General features: G+C 55.4%; 20 protein-coding genes, 1 tRNA gene and 1 riboswitch. Of the genes, 8 read left to right on the top strand and 13 right to left on the bottom strand.

Annotation, left to right across the window (positions count from 1 at the left end):
- The first annotated feature begins 73 nt into the window (after window positions 1–73).
- Together pstB and KGZ93_04445 are read left to right on the top strand one after the other, a co-directional pair.
- Window positions 74–847 (top strand): phosphate ABC transporter ATP-binding protein, encoded by a 774-nt coding sequence (pstB, locus tag KGZ93_04440; GenBank protein ID MBS3908857.1) that lies wholly within the window; start codon window positions 74–76, stop codon window positions 845–847.
- Window positions 848–1,339: 492 nt separating this feature from the next.
- A complete protein-coding gene (locus KGZ93_04445) occupies window positions 1,340–2,155 on the top strand; it encodes an S-layer homology domain-containing protein (protein ID MBS3908858.1) in 816 nt (271 codons plus the stop codon).
- Window positions 2,156–2,260: 105 nt separating this feature from the next.
- Here KGZ93_04445 and thiC read toward each other — a convergent pair whose 3' ends face one another.
- The 11 genes from thiC to KGZ93_04500 all read right to left on the bottom strand — a co-directional run bounded on the left by thiC (window position 2,261) and on the right by KGZ93_04500 (window position 10,881).
- The gene (gene thiC, locus KGZ93_04450) at window positions 2,261–3,544 is read right to left on the bottom strand and encodes a phosphomethylpyrimidine synthase ThiC (GenBank protein MBS3908859.1); all 1,284 of its coding nucleotides are present in this window, start codon (window positions 3,542–3,544) and stop codon (window positions 2,261–2,263) included.
- A gap of 140 nt (window positions 3,545–3,684) precedes the next feature.
- Window positions 3,685–3,981: riboswitch (cobalamin riboswitch) on the bottom strand.
- Window positions 3,982–4,111: 130 nt separating this feature from the next.
- Window positions 4,112–4,852, bottom strand: coding sequence for an ABC transporter ATP-binding protein (locus KGZ93_04455; protein ID MBS3908860.1), 741 nt, complete (start codon window positions 4,850–4,852; stop codon window positions 4,112–4,114).
- Window positions 4,853–4,891: 39 nt separating this feature from the next.
- Window positions 4,892–5,806, bottom strand: coding sequence for a cobalt ECF transporter T component CbiQ (gene cbiQ, locus KGZ93_04460; GenBank protein MBS3908861.1), 915 nt, complete (start codon window positions 5,804–5,806; stop codon window positions 4,892–4,894).
- Window positions 5,807–5,878: 72 nt separating this feature from the next.
- A complete protein-coding gene (locus KGZ93_04465) occupies window positions 5,879–6,796 on the bottom strand; it encodes an energy-coupling factor ABC transporter permease (protein MBS3908862.1) in 918 nt (305 codons plus the stop codon).
- Window positions 6,797–6,881: 85 nt separating this feature from the next.
- Window positions 6,882–7,130, bottom strand: a complete 249-nt coding sequence (locus KGZ93_04470; GenBank protein ID MBS3908863.1) for a hypothetical protein — start codon at window positions 7,128–7,130, stop codon at window positions 6,882–6,884.
- Between the two features lie 245 nt (window positions 7,131–7,375).
- Window positions 7,376–7,567, bottom strand: coding sequence for a CooT family nickel-binding protein (locus tag KGZ93_04475; GenBank protein ID MBS3908864.1), 192 nt, complete (start codon window positions 7,565–7,567; stop codon window positions 7,376–7,378).
- Window positions 7,560–8,012: a DUF3842 family protein gene (locus KGZ93_04480; protein ID MBS3908865.1), complete on the bottom strand. Its 453-nt coding sequence runs from the start codon at window positions 8,010–8,012 to the stop codon at window positions 7,560–7,562. Before KGZ93_04480 ends, KGZ93_04475 begins: the two co-directional genes overlap by 8 nt.
- A gap of 3 nt (window positions 8,013–8,015) precedes the next feature.
- The gene (gene trxA / locus KGZ93_04485) at window positions 8,016–8,345 is read right to left on the bottom strand and encodes a thioredoxin (GenBank protein MBS3908866.1); all 330 of its coding nucleotides are present in this window, start codon (window positions 8,343–8,345) and stop codon (window positions 8,016–8,018) included.
- Window positions 8,346–8,364: 19 nt separating this feature from the next.
- Window positions 8,365–9,282 carry a thioredoxin-disulfide reductase gene (gene trxB / locus KGZ93_04490; GenBank protein ID MBS3908867.1) on the bottom strand — a complete coding sequence of 306 codons (918 nt, stop codon included), beginning with the start codon at window positions 9,280–9,282 and terminating at the stop codon, window positions 8,365–8,367.
- Window positions 9,283–9,287: 5 nt separating this feature from the next.
- On the bottom strand, window positions 9,288–10,421 hold the full coding sequence (locus KGZ93_04495; protein MBS3908868.1) for a hypothetical protein: 1,134 nt from the start codon (window positions 10,419–10,421) through the stop codon (window positions 9,288–9,290).
- 97 nt (window positions 10,422–10,518) lie between these two features.
- Window positions 10,519–10,881 carry a hypothetical protein gene (locus KGZ93_04500; GenBank protein ID MBS3908869.1) on the bottom strand — a complete coding sequence of 121 codons (363 nt, stop codon included), beginning with the start codon at window positions 10,879–10,881 and terminating at the stop codon, window positions 10,519–10,521.
- A 253-nt stretch (window positions 10,882–11,134) separates the two neighbouring features.
- Between KGZ93_04500 and lon the strand changes: the two genes are divergently transcribed.
- The 4 genes from lon to KGZ93_04520 all read left to right on the top strand — a co-directional run bounded on the left by lon (window position 11,135) and on the right by KGZ93_04520 (window position 17,081).
- Window positions 11,135–13,510 carry an endopeptidase La gene (gene lon / locus KGZ93_04505; GenBank protein ID MBS3908870.1) on the top strand — a complete coding sequence of 792 codons (2,376 nt, stop codon included), beginning with the start codon at window positions 11,135–11,137 and terminating at the stop codon, window positions 13,508–13,510.
- Between the two features lie 138 nt (window positions 13,511–13,648).
- The gene (locus KGZ93_04510; GenBank protein ID MBS3908871.1) at window positions 13,649–14,689 is read left to right on the top strand and encodes a peptidoglycan-binding protein; all 1,041 of its coding nucleotides are present in this window, start codon (window positions 13,649–13,651) and stop codon (window positions 14,687–14,689) included.
- A gap of 210 nt (window positions 14,690–14,899) precedes the next feature.
- Window positions 14,900–15,880: a C40 family peptidase gene (locus KGZ93_04515; GenBank protein MBS3908872.1), complete on the top strand. Its 981-nt coding sequence runs from the start codon at window positions 14,900–14,902 to the stop codon at window positions 15,878–15,880.
- Between the two features lie 127 nt (window positions 15,881–16,007).
- A complete protein-coding gene (locus KGZ93_04520; protein ID MBS3908873.1) occupies window positions 16,008–17,081 on the top strand; it encodes a PilT/PilU family type 4a pilus ATPase in 1,074 nt (357 codons plus the stop codon).
- Here KGZ93_04520 and KGZ93_04525 read toward each other — a convergent pair.
- The gene (locus KGZ93_04525) at window positions 17,078–17,269 is read right to left on the bottom strand and encodes a ferredoxin (protein ID MBS3908874.1); all 192 of its coding nucleotides are present in this window, start codon (window positions 17,267–17,269) and stop codon (window positions 17,078–17,080) included. The genes KGZ93_04520 and KGZ93_04525 overlap by 4 nt on opposite strands.
- A 190-nt stretch (window positions 17,270–17,459) precedes the next feature.
- On the opposite strand from KGZ93_04525, the gene KGZ93_04530 reads away from it, so the two are divergent.
- Window positions 17,460–18,608, top strand: a complete 1,149-nt coding sequence (locus KGZ93_04530) for a site-2 protease family protein (protein MBS3908875.1) — start codon at window positions 17,460–17,462, stop codon at window positions 18,606–18,608.
- A 22-nt stretch (window positions 18,609–18,630) separates the two neighbouring features.
- Here KGZ93_04530 and KGZ93_04535 read toward each other — a convergent pair whose 3' ends face one another.
- Entirely contained in the window at window positions 18,631–19,740 is a 1,110-nt protein-coding gene (locus tag KGZ93_04535) for a glycosyltransferase family 4 protein (GenBank protein ID MBS3908876.1), read from the bottom strand.
- A gap of 156 nt (window positions 19,741–19,896) precedes the next feature.
- On the opposite strand from KGZ93_04535, the gene KGZ93_04540 reads away from it, so the two are divergent.
- Window positions 19,897–19,970, top strand: a tRNA-Pro gene (locus KGZ93_04540).
- The last annotated feature ends 454 nt before the right edge of the window (window positions 19,971–20,424 follow it).

Genomic DNA, 20,424 nt, shown 5'->3' on the forward strand with positions numbered 1-20,424 from the left:
AGATATGCAATTTTTGAGAAACCAATCGTACGGCCCCGCGCCTTTGAGCGAGGAGAATGGCGAGCGAGCTAAAATGGCGGCCAAAACAAATACCGTCAAAATAGAGACGAGAAATCTTAATGCCTGGTATGGGCCGAAACAGGTTATTTTCAGCGTAGACCTTCCCGTGATTGAAAATGAAATCATAGCGTTCATCGGACCTTCGGGTTGCGGCAAGAGCACTTATCTGCGCTGCATGAACCGGATGAACGATATCATAAAATCATTTAGGATAGAGGGAGATATAACCCTCGACGGCTATGATATTTACGCCCGGGATGTCGATCTCGCTACTTTAAGGCGCAAGGTGGGGATGGTGTTTCAGCACCCAAATCCGTTCCCGATGTCAATCTTCGACAATATCGCCTTTGGAGTGCGTGAGAGTAATCGGCGAATTAAGAAAGCGGAACTCGGAGAAATCGTAGAAGAAAGCCTGCGCCAGGCGAGTCTGTGGAACGAAGTGAAAGATAATTTAAACGCATCCGGGCTTTCTCTCTCCGGCGGCCAACAACAACGCCTCTGTATCGCGCGTGCTCTGGCGGTAAAACCGGAGGTCATAATGTTGGACGAACCGTGTTCTTCACTTGACCCGGTCTCAACAGCCCGGATCGAGGAGCTTCTCTTACAGCTGTGTGAAGAGTACACGATAATTATCGTCACCCACAACCTGGGCCAAGCGCGTCGCATCTCCCACCGCATGGCATTTTTCTTGAACGGTCGCTTGATCGAAGAAGGTCCTACGGCCGAGATGTCGATCCGTCCGCGTTGCCGGGAGACGGAGAATTACCTTTGCGGTCGTTTCGGGTAGGCGTCATGGCGGCAGTGATCGTCAGGGCCTTTCTCATCTAGTATTCCATCACACATACATCGACTAGTATCCGTCATTCTGAGGGAGTTGAAAACGACCGAACAATCTCAAGCTTTAGAGATTCTTCGTTTCACTCAGAATGACGACTCATAAAACGTGTGATGGAGTACTAGAGTATGTAACATTTATTTTTCAATTATTTAACAACATATCTACAGTACAGCGATTCAATTCTTAATTATATCCCATAAATTGTAACAATCTATTTACAATACTTTAACCACTCCTTACCGCCTATCCGCTAGTATTTTTTTTAGACAAGGGGCTTGACGAATGGGCACCGACTCTAACAGGGGTTTGAAATATAAAACAACCCGACAACAAAAAAAGGGGGTGGGAATGTGCGGTAATAAAAGGTCGGATTTGGGTGCAGTTAGGTCGGATTTAGATCTTTAAAACCAAGCCAAGATATGATGAAAGGATGAAAATTTCATGCGTACGTTTAGGAGTAAGTTAAAGAAAAAAGCCGCTACTTTGCTTGCGGTAAGCATGCTGGCGACTTCGTTGATGGGAATGTCGATAGCTAGCGCCAATACGGGATTAGAAATGCCGGATGATTTCACAGTGACGCCTTCAAGGGACGCCTTCTTGCCAAGGTTTAGCATGCCTACAGATGTAACAACCACAACAGTAGGCGCAGCCGGGTACCACTGGGCCGCCGCCGATATTTTCGACATGATGGCCGTAGGGTCTCTCAAGGGTTATCCGGATAAAATGTTCCGTCCAAACAAGGCGGTTACCCGTGCGGAGTTCGCAACGGCTATGACGCGCGGTCTTCAGTTGCCCTCTCCCGAGGATAGCGTGGAACTCAGGGATCTCTCCGAGAAGCACTGGGCATTTAAAGACGTCCAGAAAGCCCTCCCTTACCTCGCGATGCTTCCTGATGGTTCATTCCGTCCAGGCACCGCGGCTACCAGAGAAGACGTAGCTGTGGCCTTAGTTATGGCTACCGGTCTCGACAAGAGGGTTGCGGACCCGGTCGCTATCGACTTGATCTTTGCGGACTACAAGACCGTATCTCCGGACCTGAGAGCCCTCGTCGCTGTAGCCGTCGATCAGAAATTGATCAAGGGCTACAAAGTATTAAAGGCGGATGGTCAGTATACTGACGCTGCTGGCCTCAAGTATAACCTCGAAATCAGAGGTCAGAGCTTTGTAACCAGGGGCGAAGTGGCCCACCTGCTCAACGAGTCCAGGAAGAACATGTCGCTCGGATTCAAGTTGGCTCCCGGCACCGAGTTAGAGTAAGAATACGGTATTTACTAGCGCGATTTACTAGTGTGATTTAAGTGAAGGTCTAAGGAGCACCTGGCTGAGGGTAGCATAGCCCTCAGCCAGGTGCTCCTTAACTTATTACATAAAATGCCGGTTCGCGTTGGCCAGCGCGCAGAATTTGCCGCACATCGTACAATTGTGCTCGGCCCCCGGGCTGCGGTCGTCGCGCATCGCCCGTGCGTCCTGGCCGAAGAGCGCGTGCGAGAATTGTCTCTCCCAGTCGAGGTCGCGACGGGCGCGCGACATATCGAGGTCGCGCTCGGCCACCCTGCCGCGCAGCTTCACGATATCACCGGCGTGGGCCGCAACTTTGGCGGCCTTGACCCCGATGCGCACGTCCTCCTCGTTGGGAAGCCCCAGGTGCTCGGCGGGGGTGATGTAGCAGAGAAGGTCGGCCCCGTAGCGGCTCGACATGGCGATGCCGATCGCCGCCGTTATGTGGTCGTAGCCCGCGCCGACATCGGTGACGAGCGGCCCGAGCATGTAGTAGGGCGCGCCTCCCGACATCTTCTTCTCGAGGATGATGCTCGCTTCTACTTCGTCGAGCGGAACGTGGCCGGGGCCCTCGACCATCACCTGACAGTCCATCTCGCGGGCGGCCTCCGCCAGCTCGCAGTTGATGAGCAGCTCCTGAATTTGCGCGCGGTCGAGTGAGTCGGCGATCGCGCCGGCGCGCAGGCCGTTGCCGAGGCTTAAGACCGTATCGTATTTCTTCAGTATCTCGACGACCTTATCGAATCTCTCGTAGAATGGGTTGTCTTTCTCGTTGGCGAGCATCCAGCCGACCATCGTCGCGCCGCCTTTTGAGACGAGGCCCCCGTGACGGTACCCCTGCCGCTTGAGGCGCTCTATCGTGTAGAGGTTGATGCCGCAATGGACGGCCATAAAGGCCACACCGTCGGCGCACTGGCGCTCGAGCACGTCAAAAAGGAGTTCCTCGGTGAGTTTGTTGGGGTCGCCATAGCGCTCGGTCGCCTCACAGAAGGCCTGGTAGAGCGGGACCGTGCCGACCGGCAGCGGTGTCGCCTCGATGATTGCGCGCCGTATCGCGTCGAGGTCGCCACCGACGCTCAGCTCCATGAGCGTGTCCGCGCCGCTCTCGAGCGCGACCGCGGCCTTTCGAAGCTCGAGGTCGAGGTCGGCTATCTCGGTCGAGGTGCCGATGCTTGCGTTGACCTTGCTGCTCAGGCCGTATCCAATGCCTACCGGCCGCGAGTCCTGTCGCAAGCCGCCGACGATGATCACGGTGCCCTTGGCGATACGTTGCCTCAATATTTCCACGTCGATGCCCTCGACGTGTGCTACTTTGCGCATCTCCTCGCTGATGTGACCGTCTCTTGCCAACTCAAGCTGTGTCTTCATTTATACCTCCTGGTTTCTATGGATTGAAGCTGATGGCTGATTACTGAAAGCTTAGAAAAACAAAAAAACCTCAAGCCAAAAATGGCTTGAGGTAATCGACCAGATATATCCTCAAACGCCGCACTCCCAGCGCTCGAAAGTCTTTCGCGGCATACCCAGGCAGGTCTTCTGGCTTACGGTCATTGCCTTTTCCGCGCCTTCCCGGGCCGGTAGATAATTGTAGCTCAGCGCTCGTAGGGCTTTAGCCCTGATACTCTTCAGCCCTAACGGTCAGCACTAAAAGGCTGGTCAGCTACGGAATATCGATTCCTGTTTTATCTACGTGTTGCCCAGTGGCATAATGCGGATGGCTCCCGTTTACAGCGGCGGGCCCGCGCCGGATTCGCACCGGCTTCCCTATTCTCCCACGATGGGGCACCTGGATAGATTCTATATACGATTGTCCAACACCACAGAACTATATAGAAAGCAGGCGGGCTTGTCAAACGCCGGCTTGCCCTCGCAATCCGTGTGTTCTGCCTGGTTTTACTTGGGGTCTTGTGTTAATTGTCAAGCGTCGCGTGCGCCTTAACCCCGCAACCCCTCCAGCTCCGCGCTGAGCGGCAGCTCCAAGCCGTGGGCTTCAAGCAGCTCTCTATCGACCAGCAGCTCCCGCGTCGGGGCGTCGGCTACTATTTTGCCGCCCGAGAGAATCACCGAGCGGTCGCATGTACGCCAGGCGAAATCGAGGTTGTGGGTGGCGATTATCATGGTGTGGCCGAGTTCGAGGATAAGCGTCTCCAGGCGTTTTCTGGCCCGCGGGTCGAGGTTGCTGGTCGGCTCATCGAGCACGAGTATCTTCGGGTTCATCGAGAGGACGGTCGCTAGCGCCACCCGCTTCTTCTCGCCGAAGCTTAGGTGATGCGCCGAGCGGCTGGTAGCCCAGAGCATATCGACTACCTCGAGGGCGTCTTTTACGTGCGCTGCGACCTCAGCCTCATTCAAACCCTGGTTTATCGGGCCGAACGCGACGTCGTCGAAGACGGTCGTCAAAAAAAGCTGGTCGTCAGGGTCTTGAAAGACGAGGCCGACGAGGCCGCGAATCTTCTTAAGGTTCTGCTTGGTCGGCGCCAGGCCGTCTAACAGAAGCTCGCCCTCGCCCCTGAGCGTCCCGTTCAAGTGCATCAGGAAGGTCGATTTTCCGGCGCCGTTCGGGCCAAGGAGCGCGACGCGCTCCCCCTCGCGCACCGCAAGGTCGATGCCTTTGAGCGCGGCGGTCCCGTCCGGGTATCTATAGGTCAAGCCGACTGCTTGAATTACAGTATGCAAAACGGTATCTAAAACAGTATGCAAAACAGTATCCAAAATCTAGAGCCTCCAGAATAAAATAATCGATAGCGTCACGAAAAAGAGCACGGTGAATACCGCGTCGCGGGCGGCAAACGCCGGCACTTCGAGGGTCTTTATCGTCCCGTCGTAACCCCGCGCCGACATCGCCGCGTAGACCCGCTCGGCGCGCTCGTAGGAGCGGATAAAGAGACTCCCAACCATTTGCCCGATGATTTTGAGGTGCCAGATGCGTCCTCCCCCGAAAGCGCGTGCGTCCCTGGCGCGCATCATCGTCTTGACCTCGCTCGTCAGCACCCACATGAAGCGGTAGAGAAACGAGAAGAGCATCGTTAAGACCTGCGGCACCCGGATAAGCTCTAGCCCCTTGACGAATTTAGGAAACGGCGTCGTCGAGTAGAGAAGTATTGTCGTCAGCACCGAAAGCCACGATTTAATGAGCGCGTTGAAGAGGGTGTAGAGACCCCCGTGCGTTATCGAGTAGCGCGCGAATCCCAGATTATAGGTTTCGGGGTGGGGCTTGTCCGGCATAAACACCAGGAGCGCCCCCGCAAAGAGCACGAAAGGGAGGACGATGAGCGAGCGCTTTACACCAAAGGTAATCGGCACTCCGGCTATCATATAGAGCAGCGTTATCGCGGTGAAGTACAGGCCGAAGCGCCAAACTTCCGCCGCCGGGGTAAGCACGACCGCCAGGATAAGCGCGACGAGCGCTATCGTTTTGGTCCGCGCGTCTAAGCGGTGGATGGGGGAGTCGGCGTATGCGTATAGTTCGAATGAGTAGGTGTGCGTATGCCGGTGCGCCTCTTGAAGCTTTTTGTCGGCGGCTTTCTCATGGGCGTGCTGGTGATAGTGGGCATGGCGATGCGTAACCGCCCCGTGCGCGTGGTCGTGAAAGTGTATCTCATTGTCATCGTGCGTGTGTTGCGAATCCATCGGTCGGTTTCCTCTCCCAAGAACCAGGGGTCAGGTCTTTATTTTTTAGCCTAGCCTAGTTGCGAGCCCGTTCTAGCCGGTCTCTCCACCAACCTGCCGGCGCCTGGCAATGCCGGCGAGCCCGAAGCCGACGCCTAGCGCGATACAGACGCCCACCAGGCCGGCCAGGCCGGTCGCCAGCCACTCGTTTCGCAGCCCCGGAACGGCGTAGTCGGGAATGAGCGAATTAAAAAGACCGGTCGCCCTATCGATGAAACCGAGGTCGTGCGCGACCCGCTCGAGACCGTCGGGGAGTGAGGATGCGAGCGGCGACAGAAATACCGCGAGCGCGATCGATATCGACGAAAAGACGGCGATGCTTCGCACGTCGAGCGCGGCATTGCCTTGGATAAGGTCGGGCCGGACTCTGGCTAGGTAGCCGATGGTGGTAGCAGTGATAAGACCCTCGGCCGCCCCGATGACGATATGCCAGCCGGTCATGAGCGAGGCGGTTATCGCCAGCGGCGCCGTGCCGGATAAATAGAGTTCGACCGCGACAACGAGCGCCGTGACTACCGTAGATACCAGCCCGGCCGAAAATGCCGCCACCGGAGTGCTGAAACGTTTTATCACGCCGTAGATTAGATACGCGACGGAGGGGGCTATAATCGCCATGTTGAACACGTTGGCCCCGAGCGCGCTGATGCCGCCGTCGCCGAAGAGAAATGCCTGGACGCCGACGACCGAGAGCATCACGAGCATCGCCCTCCACGGGCCGATGAGAATCGCCGCGAGTGCTGCCCCGAGGAAATGGCCCGAGGTGCCGCCGGCGACCGGGAAGTTGAGCATCTGCGCCGCGAAGATGAACGCCGCGAGGACGCCCATGAGCGGCGGGTCTTTCTCTTCCAACTCTTGGTTGGCACGGCGTACCGCATAGGTTATCGCGATGCCCGCCGCCGCCGCTGTCGTCACCCATGTCTTCGTGTCCAGGAATCCATCGGGGATATGCATTTACGGCTCCTTTAATAATTCCAATGGTTGTTTACTCTTAGACACTTCGGTGTCCGATTGCGGGTGCCCGATTCATCGGGCGAAACTAAACTTCTGTGATATGGACGTGTCCGTGGTTGTGGTGGCGCAAATCCTCCATCGCCGCCTCGAGGAGCGCCCCGGCCTCCGCCGCTTTCGCCCCGGCGTCTTTGAGCTTGCCCGAAAGCTCGTGCTCGTGCGCCGCGTCGGCGAGCCTCGCCCATTGCTCGGCGTTGGTATTCAAGAGCTTGAAATGCTCTAGTAGCTGGTAAATCGCGACCTTAAAGTCGGTCGTATTGAGTCCTGCTTGACACATTTCCACACCTCCGGCTCGGCCTTGAGGCGTTCGCCCCGGATTAGGCGTCGCCGTTGGTCGACCAGTTTGTCGACCAAAAACAAAAACCACGAACTCGCGGGGTTCGCCCCGCTGGACCTTCGTGGTCTGGTTATTAGTTATTAGATTGTCAAAAGCATATCAGGTTTCGAGCGCGCTGCCTAGAGAGCGCACGCAATAATTGCCGATTATTTGCATGCAGCGCCCGCCTGTAGTCTGTACCTACGCTATTCGCTCGGCGTTAAAATAACCATATGGTCGAGGAGCTTCAGCTCTTTGAAATCGGCCTTGACTTGCTTTTGTTCTCCGAAAAGGTCGATGAGGAGAAGTTTATCGCCCGATGGCGTTATCGAAACGACATCTTTCATGAATATCTCTTGCTCGCCGTCCTTCTCGATATATACGTTTGTCTCACACATTCCCTTTAACCTCCACAACTCTACTGGTCTTATTGCCGGTGAGCGTGCTCTTGACCATCCTGAGCATCTCGTCCATGAGGTGGGGGAGCGGCAGGTTGCTCGCCCCCACGATGTCGATATGCGGCTGGCTCATCGGCAGCAGGATTTTCTTGGCTTTCGACAGCGATAAGCTCTCCGCCATCGCGGCGGTAAGCTCACCCATAAACGAATTGGGCATGATTACCGATATCGGGCCGATTATAACGGCGGCCTCGGGCGCGGTTATTCGAAAGGCGTTTTCGCCGCTCGCCCCGCGGTTCGCCCCCGCCTTCATCATATTGCTCGCCGCAATCGCGTTCGTCCCGAGCACTATTATCTCTATCTTATCGGGGAGTTGCTCCCTGAGCCTGGCGACGATTTGCTGGCCTATGCTGCCGCCGGCCCCGTCTACTACGAGTATTTTCATCGGTTATCCAAGCCACTCCGAGAGTTCATCGACAAATCTCTCTTTGGGCATCGCGCCCATGAACCGCCGCTTAGCTTCGCCTTTTTCGAATAGGATGAAGGTGGGGATGCTCAACACCTGAAACTCGCCGGCTATGCGCGGGTTATCATCGACGTTTAACTTGGCGAACTTTACTTTCTCTAAGAATTCACCGGCGAGTTCCTCGATGACCGGGGCGACGATTCTGCACGGTGCGCACCACTGCGCCCAGAAATCGACCAGAACCGGCTTGTCCGAACCGATAATCTCCGCATCCCACGTCTGCTCGCTTACTTCGACCACATTCTCTCCCATTGAGCGTTCCTCTCTATCCTTAAGTCTCTATGAATTTTTCGGCGGATACCGCGGCGAGCGCCCCCTCGGCGGCAGCCCACACTACCTGCTTTAAGTTATTCTTTCTGACGTCGCCCGCGGCGAAGACGCCCGGGATGGAAGCGGTCAACGTATCATCGGTGATAATATAGCCGGCCTCGTCCATACTGAGCGCGCCCGCGAAGAGTTCGGTGTTGGGGATGTTCCCGACGAAGACGAAGATGCCTTCGACGCCGACCTCTCTTTCCTCACCGGTCTTGACGTTTTTTACCGTGACCGCTGAGACCGAGTTCTCGCCGGACACCCCAGAGAGCACCGAATCGAGCAGAAAGTCGATCTTTTCGTTCTTGAACGCGCGGTCTTGGACTATTTTCTCGGCGCGAAGTCGGTCGCGCCGGTGTATAATCGTGACTTTGCTCGCGAATTTCGTCAGGTAGATAGCTTCTTCAACGGCCGAGTTGCCGCCGCCGATGACCATGACCCGCTTGTCCCTAAAGAACGGGCCGTCGCAAGTGGCGCAGTACGAGATGCCGCGCCCGGTAAGCGTCGCCGCGCCCGGTACATCGAGCTTGGTCGGGCGCACGCCGCTAGCGATAATAATCGCTTTAGCGGCATACTCACCGTCGGGAGTCGTTACTTTCTTTAGCGGACCACTCAAATCCGCCGAGGTGACCTCGCTCATATCCAGCTCGACATCGAATTTTTGCGCTTGCTCGCGCATCTTTTCGGCAAGCTCGAACCCGGTGATGCCCTCGGGAAAACCGGGGTAGTTTTCGATAATATCCGTAATCGAGGCCTGCCCCCCGATAAGTTCTTTTTCGAAAAGTTTGGTCTTGAGCATCGAGCGCCCCGCGTAAAGGCCGGCGGCCAGGCCGGCGGGCCCGCCACCGATTATCAGCACATCATATTCGTTATTCAAACGCGTTACCCACCTTTCGATTGTGAATTCAACCGGGCTTCGACCTGTTTCAAATATTCGTCCGCTTGAACGTAGAAAATACTGTCTTTAGGTGCTTTTTCCTTGACCTTAATAAAGTTCGAACGGGCGTTGAGCAGGTCGCTCTCTTCTCGCAGGAGAATCACCCCTAAGTTGAAGTAGGCCTGATAGAAATTGTCGTCCCTGCTTATCACCGTATTGAGTTCGCGAATGGCCAAGTCGGTCGTGCCCAGGTATGAATAGGCGACAGCCATGTCCGTTCGCGTAGAGTTTTGATCAGTGTCGATGTCGAGCACCTTTTTAAAATATTCGATTGCCGTCTGAAAGTTCTTCTTGTCCTGAGTCAAGTGGCCCATGTTGAAATAGGTGTTTCCAAGGCCGATAAGGGCTTGGATATCCTTTGGGTTGTTCTCGATTATCGCGAGGTACGTATCTCGCTGTGTTTCCAGCGCCTTGACGCTATTCTGGTAATCCTGGAAGCCCTGGACCAGCTGTGGCGGCCCTTCCGGGATGCCCGCCCCTTGCTCAAGCCCCAAATAGTCCGTGATTTGCGGGAAGAATGCCAGAGCGATTGCGACCGCCGCGACCGCCGCGATTGCCGTAAGCGCTTTCTTTTGGGCCTTTACCTTAAAGAAGGCCCGTTTGACGCCGCCGTAGGCAAACTCCTCTCCCGGGTGCTCAACGTTGACTCCGAGCGCCTGCGCTTTCAAGAGCATATTCAAATCGTTGGTCACAATAGTCACCGGTCGTCCATTGGTATCTTGTTTTACTTGGTAGACGATGGTCAGAATCCTATCATCCGAGTTCTTCGCACTGAAGGTCTCCGGCGTCCCCTTGCCGGGGTCAAAGCTCATTACCCTCACTATAGAATTTTTGCCGAAGGATATCCCGTCAGTAAGCTTTCCTTTTTCGGACAAGTCGAAGAGAATCCGCGAGATTTGGCGGCTGCGGTAGCGCAACTCACGGTCGGCCCGCGAAGTCTTTACTTTGTCCAGCTCGCTCAAGACGATATCCGGTATTACGACATCCGCGTCCGGGAACGCGTATATCGCCCTTGGATTGTAGAGTAATACGTTGGTGTCTAGTACGTAAATTGGCCGTTTCTTCTTTATTTTTGACATAGTAATAACATTATAAACTTTATTGAGCCTAACCGATAGTTGTTGTTAGCAGAAAAACTGCTGGTCACGAAGAAAAAGAGGAGCTGCCGACGATGGCTTAGTTGGTGGCACTCCGAGCGATCGCTTTACCAGACAAGTAGGCGTCGAAGTAACCGATACGGTGCGCGAACAGGGTTTTCTTAGGGTTAGTCTCGACCTCCACTACCGCGAAACCGTTTTCGACGGCAAAGCCGGTAAGCTTGCTCCGCGTCCGCTCGCACATCTTGTAAGCGGCCATGAGGGCGACCTCTTGCTTGCCCCCGGAGTTTCGATATGCGCCGGCGGTTTCCTCGGCGACCGAGCGGGCGAATTTGTCCGCGAGCCAGTAGTTGGTCGCCACAACGGTTGCATCGTTTATTAGCACTCCTATTATCGCTAAGGATATGATGACCTTTGCGAGCCTCCCGAAACCGTCGTTCATCGCCACACCTCTCGCCCTTGTTGCCGCAAATCCGAAAAAACTGGTAAAGTTATTATCGTCAGCGGCAGCCGGGCTCCTTAGCGTTGTGAGAAAGTTCCCGCACCCGATTAAGGAGCGTTATACGTTATCCGATACTCTGTTAAGTCGAAACGAGATTTACGCCGTCTTGGATTAGCCATGCGGTTACCCGGGGATAAATGTGAGTAGGACCGTACCGCGCGTTGACTAAAATATGTTGAAGAAGGAGAGTCGCATGCTTGAAATAGGCAAAGAAGAAATAGTCATACCAGAAGAATTACCCCTAATCCCGCTGAGGGATATGATAATCTTTCCAAACCTAGTCGTACCCCTCTTCGTAGGAAGAGAACGGTCGATAAACGCGCTGGAAGCGGCGATGAAGGAAGAGCACATCGTTGCGCTGGTCACGCAGAAGATAGCCGATGTCCAGGAGCCGGAGATAGAAGACCTATACCGTCTCGGAACGGCAGCCACGATTATGCAGGAGCTGAAAATACCCGACGGCACGGCTAAAGCGCTTGTAGAAGGACTCAGCCGTATAGAGATCGTCGAGTTCACACAGACCGAGCCTTACTTCAGGGTCAGGATAAAGGTCTTGGACGAAGAAGAAGAAAAAGATATCGAGGTCGAGGCGCTCATGCGAAATCTCGTCTCGCAGTTCGAACGGGCGGCGAGCCTGGGCAAGCCGATACCGCAAGAGGTCTTGCTGGCTACCGCTAATATCGATGAGCCGAGCCGCCTCGCCGATTTTATCGCGTTCCATTTGAGCCTTAAGATAGATGAAAAACAGCGGATAATCGAAGCCGTCAACGCCCGCGAGCGCCTGGAGAGGGTCTCGACTTTCTTAAGCCGCGAGCTTGAGATACTCGAGATAGGCAGCAAGATACAGTCGCGCGTCAAAGAGCAGCTGACGAAGACCCAAAAAGAATATTTCCTGCGCGAGCAGCTAAAAGCCATCCACCAGGAACTCGGCATAGCGGACGAACAGGCCGCGGAGATAGATGAGCTGCGCGCCAAGATAAAATCGGCCAAGATGCCGAAGCCGGTCAACGAGAAGGCGCTCAAAGAACTCGATAGGCTGGCGAAGATGCCTCAAGCGGCCGCGGAGTCATCGGTCATTCGTACCTACCTCGATTGGCTCATCGGTTTGCCCTGGCAGAAAAAATCGAAGCAAAAACTCGACCTTAAAGAGGCGTCTAAGATACTCGATGAAGACCACTACGGTCTGGAGCAGGTCAAGAAGCGCGTACTCGAGTACCTTGCGGTCCATAAATTGACCGAGAAGATGCGCGGGCCAATCCTGTGCTTTGTCGGCCCGCCGGGAACCGGCAAGACCTCCATAGGTAAATCTATCGCGCGCTCTCTCGGGAGAAAGTTCGTGCGGATTTCGCTCGGCGGCGTCCATGACGAGGCCGAGATAAGGGGACACCGACGCACCTACGTCGGGGCGTTGCCCGGTCGCATCATCCAAGCCATACATCAGGCGGGGACCAAAAACCCGGTATTCATGCTCGACGAGATCGATAAAGTCGGGGCCGATTTCAGGGGCGACCCTACCGCGGCGCTCCTGGAGGTGCTCGACCCCGAGCAGAACTTCGCCTTCAGCGACCACTACCTAGAGGTCCCCTTCGACCTCTCCGACGTCGTCTTTATAACGACGGCGAATATGCTGGAGACCATACAGCCGGCGCTCAGAGACCGCATGGAGGTAATACCATACTCGGGCTACACTGAGGAAGACAAGGTACACATAGCGACCGAGTATCTCATCCCCAAGCAGGTAGAGACACATGGCTTAAATGACAAGAACATCTTGATAGAAGAAGCGGCGCTCCGGAAAATCATCCGTGAATATACACGGGAAGCCGGCGTGCGAGACATAGAGCGCAAAATAGCGGGTATTTGCCGCCAAGTGGCGCGAAAAGTCGTCGAAGGCGAGAAAAAGCGCTTGAAGATAACGCAAGAGAACCTCCACGATTACCTGGGGCCGAGCCGGTTCCGCTACGGGCTGGCCGAAGAAGCCGACGAGATCGGTGTCGCGACGGGGCTTGCCTGGACCGAAGCGGGCGGCGACGTCCTCTCCGTCGAGGCGACGACCTTGAGCGGCAAGGGCAAGCTGATTCTCACAGGCCACCTCGGCGAGGTCATGCGCGAGTCGGCGCAAGCGGCCGTGAGCTATGTGCGCTCCCGCGCCGAGGTTCTCAAAATCGACAAACATTTTTACAGCGAGTTCGACACGCACATCCACGTGCCCGGCGGCGCTATCCCCAAGGATGGTCCATCGGCCGGCATCACAATGGCGACGGCTTTGGCCTCGACGCTGACCAAGCGCCCGGTCAAACGCGAGCTGGCGATGACCGGCGAGATAACTTTGAGGGGCCGCGTACTCCCAATCGGCGGCGTCAAAGAAAAAGTTCTGGCCGCGCATCGGGCCGGCATCAAGGAGATAATCCTGCCCGAGGAGAACGAGAAGGACCTCGAACTCGTAGCCAAAGAGGTCAAAGAAGAACTCAAGTTTCACTTCGTCGATCACATGGACGCGGTACTCGAACTGGCGCTCAGGCCGGAGACACCCTCGAAACGGATACGGCAACCGGGAAAACAGGCGTAGCCGGCAACACTAAACACTATCACCGGGGCCGCTCAACGGGCGGTCCTTTTTTTGGTGGTGCGGACACAACGTAACTTTTTGGCGAACACAAAGTAACTTATTTGAAAAACCGACCCCGAAGCTTGTATTATATCTAGCATGATGCGATCTTTTTCCAAAAGCGACCGGGGCGACGAGGTCGTCGATATACAAATAAGGCTCTCCAAGCTCGGCTATAATCTCGGTCCGAGCGGTGTCGATGGGAGCTTCGGCGACGCGACCGAGGCCGCCGTTGTCATGTTCCAGCGCGACCGCGACCTCTTTGTCGACGGGGTCGTCTCCGATGAGACCTGGAGAGCGTTGGTCGAGGCGACTTACAAGCTCGGCGACCGTCTTATCTATTTAAGAAGCCCCTTTTTCCGCGGCGATGACGTAAAAGAGCTGCAGCGCAACTTGAACACACTCGGTTTCAACACCGGGCAGGTCGACGGCGTCTACGGCGAGACTACCGAGCGCGCGGTCCGCGAATACCAGCGAAACCTCGGGTTGCAGAGCGACGGTATCTTCGGTCCCTCGACGCATGCCGCCATAGAGAACTTCCGGCATCTTTTAAAGAGCGAGGCGAGCGCCGTCTATCCCGACCCGCACCGGAATCAAGACTCCGCGCTATCCATCTTCGAAAACAGGCTTATCGTTGTCAATCCCATATTCATACAATACGAACTCGAGGGACCCGCGCGGGATTCAGCGGTGGAGACCAATCGCGACCTCGGGATACGCCTCGGCAATCTTCTGGAACTCCTGGGAGCGCGGGTGGTGTATCTCGATGGAGACGCTATCGGCGGCTTCGACGGGGCGGCCGATATCTACATCGAGTTCAGCCTCAACATCGCCGAAGATGAGGAGCACTCCGGCAGTGTCGTCCACTATGACGACACATTCGATGAGGGCGCCGCGCGCAGTCAGGTGTTGGCAAAGATATTACAGGACGAGCTGGTCTGCGCCCTGGAGCTACAAGACCTCGGAGTCGAGAGGGCAATGCTTGACGTTAAGCCGGGTCAGGCGGTCGCGGCGGTTCGCATAAAGCCGTTTTTCAGCTTGAAATCGGATGAGACGGCGTTTCTCGAAGAAGAGATTCTTAGGCAAAAAATCGCTGTGGCGGTATTTGACGGCATATCCAGCTACCTGCAGCTTTACTGATAACCGCTGGTGGAGCCGGTTTGCCCTCAAAAAATATTTTGTGATAAACTTAGTCGGTTCCACTTTTGAAAAGGATTTGAAGATTAAAGCATAGAATACTTTTTGACGAAGCATAGGATAGCGCTGAAATATAGGAGGAGATGTAGCATTTATCGTAGCAGACGCAGTTTAATCTCAGTCATATCCTTAGTCACCATAGTTTTTACAGCCGTGACCTCACCGGCAACCGCGAATCCGCAAAACACCGGCAGACAAGCGGAAGTCCGCAAAATCAAGTCTCAGATAAGCCAAATCGATCAACGGCTCGATGTGGTTGTCGAAGAGTACAACTCAGCGACCCATTCTCTCAATAATACTAAGAGCGAACTCAAAATAGTCAGCGCTAAGCTAGTCGAAGCCGAGCGGGAATCATCCCAACGGCAAGCGGCGATCAATAAGCGGGTCGCATCCTTGTACCGCGAGGGCGGACTCTCGTATCTAGAGGTGCTCTTGAACACGACCGACCTCGACCAATTTCTATACTGTCTCGAACTAGTCGAGAGGTTGGCCGACCGCGATGCTCGTATTATTGCGGATTTAAAGGAGAGCAAGAAAGAGGCGGCAACGCATAAAGCGGCGCTAGTCGAAAAAGAGAGCGCGCAAAAAGCGTTCCTCACCGAATTGCAGGTCAAGAAGAGCAATATCCAGGCCCAGCTCAATGACCGGAACAAGCTTTTGGCCCGTATCGGCAAGGAGATCGCGAACGAGCGCCGTGTCGAGGCAAGAAAGCAAGCCCAAATGCGCGACAAGATAAAGGTTAGCTACAACAGGGGCGGCGGCGTTTCCGTATCGCGAGGCGAGGGACGCTCGGGTGCCGTAGGTATCGCGATGGGAGAGCTTGGCAAGCCTTATAGCTGGGGCGCCGGCGGACCCAATTCGTTCGACTGCTCGGGTTTGACCCGGTACGTCTATGGCCAATTGGGTGTCAGCCTGCCGCATTCGAGCAGGGCGCAGTATAACAGCGGCCGTCGAGTCAGCCGCGACGACCTTCAATCCGGAGACCTCGTCTTCTTTGCGCGCGGCGGTACGATATCGCACGTCGGCATCTATGTCGGCGGCGGCAGTTTCATCCACGCCCCGCAAACCGGTGACGTCGTAAAGATCAGCAGTCTCGGTAGGCACGGCGGGTACGTCGGCGCCGTGAGGCCGTAAGTCTAAGGAAATCGGGTTCTTCGGGGACTCGCAAATTGATACTGAAGGGTGGAGATATCTCCACCCTTTTTTGCACCATCATGCGGCCGCCGGTAAAGTTTTGTCCGCCCAATCCGAAATATCGTATATGGAAGACTTTTCTCTCTTGCGCTTCCTCGTCGATGCGAGGGGCTCCGATTTGCATATCAAGGCGGGTAGCAAGCCGTGTCTACGTGTGGACGGTGTACTTCGTACCGCCGACCTTCCCGTCTACGACATGGACGAAGTCGAGAGATTCGCGTTCGCGATGATGAATGACCGACAGAAAAATCTCTTCGCCGAGAAAAACGAGATTGATTTTGCGCTTACCCTGCCGGGGATCGGACGGTTTAGGACAAACATTTTCAAACAGCGGGGCAGCGTCGGCTTAGCGATAAGGCGAGTAATGAGCGAGCAGCTCAGTATAGCCGAATTAGACCTGCCGCCCGTCGTCGAAGAGCTGGTTCAAGAACCGAGAGGGCTGATTCTCGTCACTGGTGTTGCCGGCAGCGGCAAAACGACGACTTTGAACACGATGATAGACCATATCAACAAGACGCAACAGCGGCATATCATCACCATCGAAGACCCGATAGAAGTTCTTCACAAGGATATAAACAGTTTCGTCAACCAGCGCGAGATAGGCGTCGATACCGATAGCTATGCGGACGCTCTCAAGCACGTTGTGCGCCAAGACCCCGATGTCATAATGATAGGGGAGATGAGGGATATGGAGACGGCTCAGGCGAGCCTTACGGCCGCCGAGATAGGAAACCTGGTCTTGAGTTCGCTCCACACCATCGACGCGGCCGAGACCATCAACCGAATTATCGACCTATTCCCGCCGTATCAACAGAAACAGGTGCGCATTATGCTTGCGGCCACCTTGAAGGGAATTATCTCGCTGCGTCTGCTCCCGCGTGTCGGCGGCGGCAGGATACCGGCGGTAGAAGTGATGGTGTCGACGGCGACCATCAAGGAGTACATCATAAACGAAGACGAGACCTCGAAGATAAACGAGGCCATCGAGCAGGGCGGCTATTACGGGATGCAAAGCTTTGACCGGGCGCTCTTGTCGCTCATCGAAGCCGACAAAATCCGGAGCGAAGACGCCCTAGCGATGTCTTCACACGCCCATGACTTCAAACTCAAAGCCAAGCAGGCCGGTTTTTTTGTCGCTTAAGGTTCCCGGCGGATGGCGGCTGTCGGGCATTCCTCAATCGCCTCGTCGACTCTTCCGGCCAGGCTCTCGGCGGGCGTTTCGTTTAAGACGTAAGCCATGCCGTCCTCGCGCAGCTCAAAGACTTCGGGCGCGATTTGCTCGCATTGCCCGCAGCCGATGCATTCATCGATGTCGATTACTATTCGCATGATATCTCCTTAGTCGGCGCAACAGAAAGTCTATCGCCCTGAAACGCCCATGTCAACGAATTGCCGCCGCCATCATGGAGAAGCTGACGGTCTCTCGCCGGCAAAGCAATCGTCTAAACGGGAGCTGTGCGTTTTGCATTCAAATAACTGGGTAAAAATGAATAAAATCGACTCGATTGGAGATACTATCATGCGAGAGACGCGAAACGGCCTTAAAATCGGCCGGATTTTAGGCATAGAGATTTCGCTAAACTACAGCTGGTTCATCATCTTCACCCTGATCACATGGGGCTTGTCGGCGGTATTGTTCCCGCAGGCCGCGCCGGGCTTTAGCGCGACCACCTATTTGGCGATGGGCGTTGTTACTTCGCTCCTCTTCTTTGGCTCGGTCCTCTTCCACGAGCTGATGCACTCCGTTGTCGCTAGAAGCTACGGTTTGCCGATAGAAGGGATAACGCTGATGATCTTCGGCGGCGTGTCGCAACTCGCCGACGAACCGCAAAGCCCGGCGGTGGAGTTTAAGATGGCAATCGCCGGTCCGCTAAGCAGCCTGGTAATCGGCGCTTTTTTTGTCGTAGTCTTCCTTGTCGGCCAAGGAGCTAATCTGAGCCCCGTCTTTTTGTCGCCGGTATTATGGTTGGGCTATATCAATATAGTGCTCGCCATATTCAACATGCTCCCAGGGTTTCCGCTCGATGGGGGGAGGGTACTTCGCTCGGCGATTTGGCATTTTACCGGCAACCTGCGGCGCGCGACGGCCATCGCCTCCGGTTTCGGCAAAGCCCTGTCCTACGGGCTGATATCGCTCGGCGTCTTCGGGGTCGTCTCCGGCAATATCGGCCTCTTGTGGTTTCTTCTCCTGGGCTGGATATTGCTGCAGTCCGCCGAAGCCGGCTATCAGCAGGTCGTCTATCGCTTGGCACTCGAAGGAGTCACGGTCGGCCAAGCTATGACCCCCAACCCGCGGACCATAAGCCCCGAGCTGACGCTCGCCGATGCGGTCACTGACTACTTTACCCAGCATTTGTGGGTCGCTTATCCGGTAGTCGATGATAGAGAGGTTCTAGGCATCGTAACGTTCAACAGCGTCAAAGGAGTCTCTAAGCTAGCCTGGGACGAGAAGCGCGTGCGCGACGTCATGCGCCCGCTCTCGCTCGATATCGTCACACAACCGGAAGCCCTGCTAACGGAGGTTCTGCCGAAACTCAACCTCAAGGCGGAGGGACGGATGTTGGTGATGAAAGGCGCCAGTCTGATGGGTATTCTTACCGCGGCCGACGTAACACGCGTGCTCATGCGCCAGATGCGCTACGAAGAAGCGGAGCGGCGAGCCGGCTAGAGTAAATCCGCCCTATTCATTCTCAGACTTCCAGCTGTTTTTGGGAGGCGCTGGTCCGCGACGACGTTACGTTGCGCGATTGCGCCAGCGCTTTTTCGTATGCGACCTCGTGGCGCTCGACAAAGCTTCGCTCGGTATATTCGCGCTCGACGAGGCGGCGGCAGGCCAAGCGGTCTATCTCCCCGATGCGCGCAACCGCTTCTATCATGCCGTCTTCGTCTTCGACTATAAAGCCGGTCTCGCCGTCCTGAATCACCTCGGGAACCGAGCCGTTGCGAATCGCGATAACCGGCGTTCCGCAAGCCATCGATTCTATCATGACCAGCCCGAACGGTTCCGGCCACTGGATGGGGAAGAGCACGCATTCGGCCCCGCGGTAGAGTTCTACTTTGGCGGCGTGCTCGACCTCGCCGAGGTACTCGATGTCGCCGCCGAGGAACGGGCGGACCTTCTCTTCGAAGTAAATCTTCTCGTGCGGCTCACTCGACTTGCCTATCATAATCAGCTTTCGCCCGAGCTTTTTCGCGACCGAAGCCGCGATGTGCGCCCCTTTCTCGTCGTTCATCCGCCCGACAAAGAGGAGGTAGTCGCCGCTTGTCGGCGAGAAACCATAATCGTCTAGCTTGATGGCGTTGGGTATGGTCGCCAGAAAGTCGAGCCCGGTATAGCTCGACCGCTGAGCATCGCTGATGGCGACAAACCGCAAATCATCGCTGACCGAGGTGTAATAATCGAGGCTCGGCTTGTAGGCCGGACCATGCATCGTCGCGAGCACCGGTATCGAGAAGAGCCGGCTAACCAGTGCGCCCAAGAGACGGCTTCCAGAGCCGTCGTGGTCGTGGATTATGTCGAACTCGCGCGCCATCTCGTACGCCGCCAGGCTGTGTATATTTTCAAGATAGACGTTTTCTTTGATGAGCCGGTACGGAGCTTCGTCGAAGACGGAGATCAACCGGGCCTCGGTAACGGAGTCACCCGACGCAAAGAGTGTGATGTCATGGCCCCGGTGGTGCAATCCCTCGGCGAGAATTGAGACCACCAGCTCTATACCGCCATATCCGGGTGGTGGGACCGGGAACCAAGGGGGTGCTACGATTGCGATTTTTAGCTTATTTGTCCTAAAATCATTCATGATTGATAGGATACCCTATATCACGACGGCGTTAACCGGTTCGGCGCGAAAAATCGACTAGGATTATTCCGCACCTTGCGTAGCAGCCGATTTCAATCACAAAATCGGCGCGAAACTGGTGTTTTTGCTAAAAGATGTTATAATAATATCCGCAATCGGGATGTAGCGCAGTTTGGCAGCGCGCCACGTTCGGGACGTGGAGGCCGGAGGTTCAAATCCTCTCATCCCGACAGCATTAAGGGCTTGTGAAAATGCTTTTCGCAAGCCCTTTTTCATGTGCGCCCGGCATGGGCGATAGCTTAGCGGTGAAAGTCCGCTATGGGCTTGGCAGTGGGAACCATTAGCCAAGGGCAAGGGTGTCCATCGCGAGGTGGAATCAACAGGCAAGCCGGAGGCAAAGTCCCGACCCGATGAACAAGAACCGCATATGAGGCTGAATTGGGGCGGACGAGTTTGCGTGACAAAACGAAGTCCAACACTGCACGAACCCCATACAGTAGATGCGGCGGGTACATGGGAGGAAGGCTATCGTTCTTACCCGGGGAGGTCTGGCAGATATGCTATGGAGATGAACTTCGAGATGGCAACCCGTACAGTAATGTACGATTGAAGTGCCAGAAGTCAGCAGAGGCCATATTAGGTTGGCGGTCATGAACACCAACCGAAGGGCCGAACGTCAGGAGG

The organism is Actinomycetota bacterium, assembly GCA_018333515.1.
GTDB lineage: Bacteria > Actinomycetota > Aquicultoria > Aquicultorales > Aquicultoraceae > Aquicultor.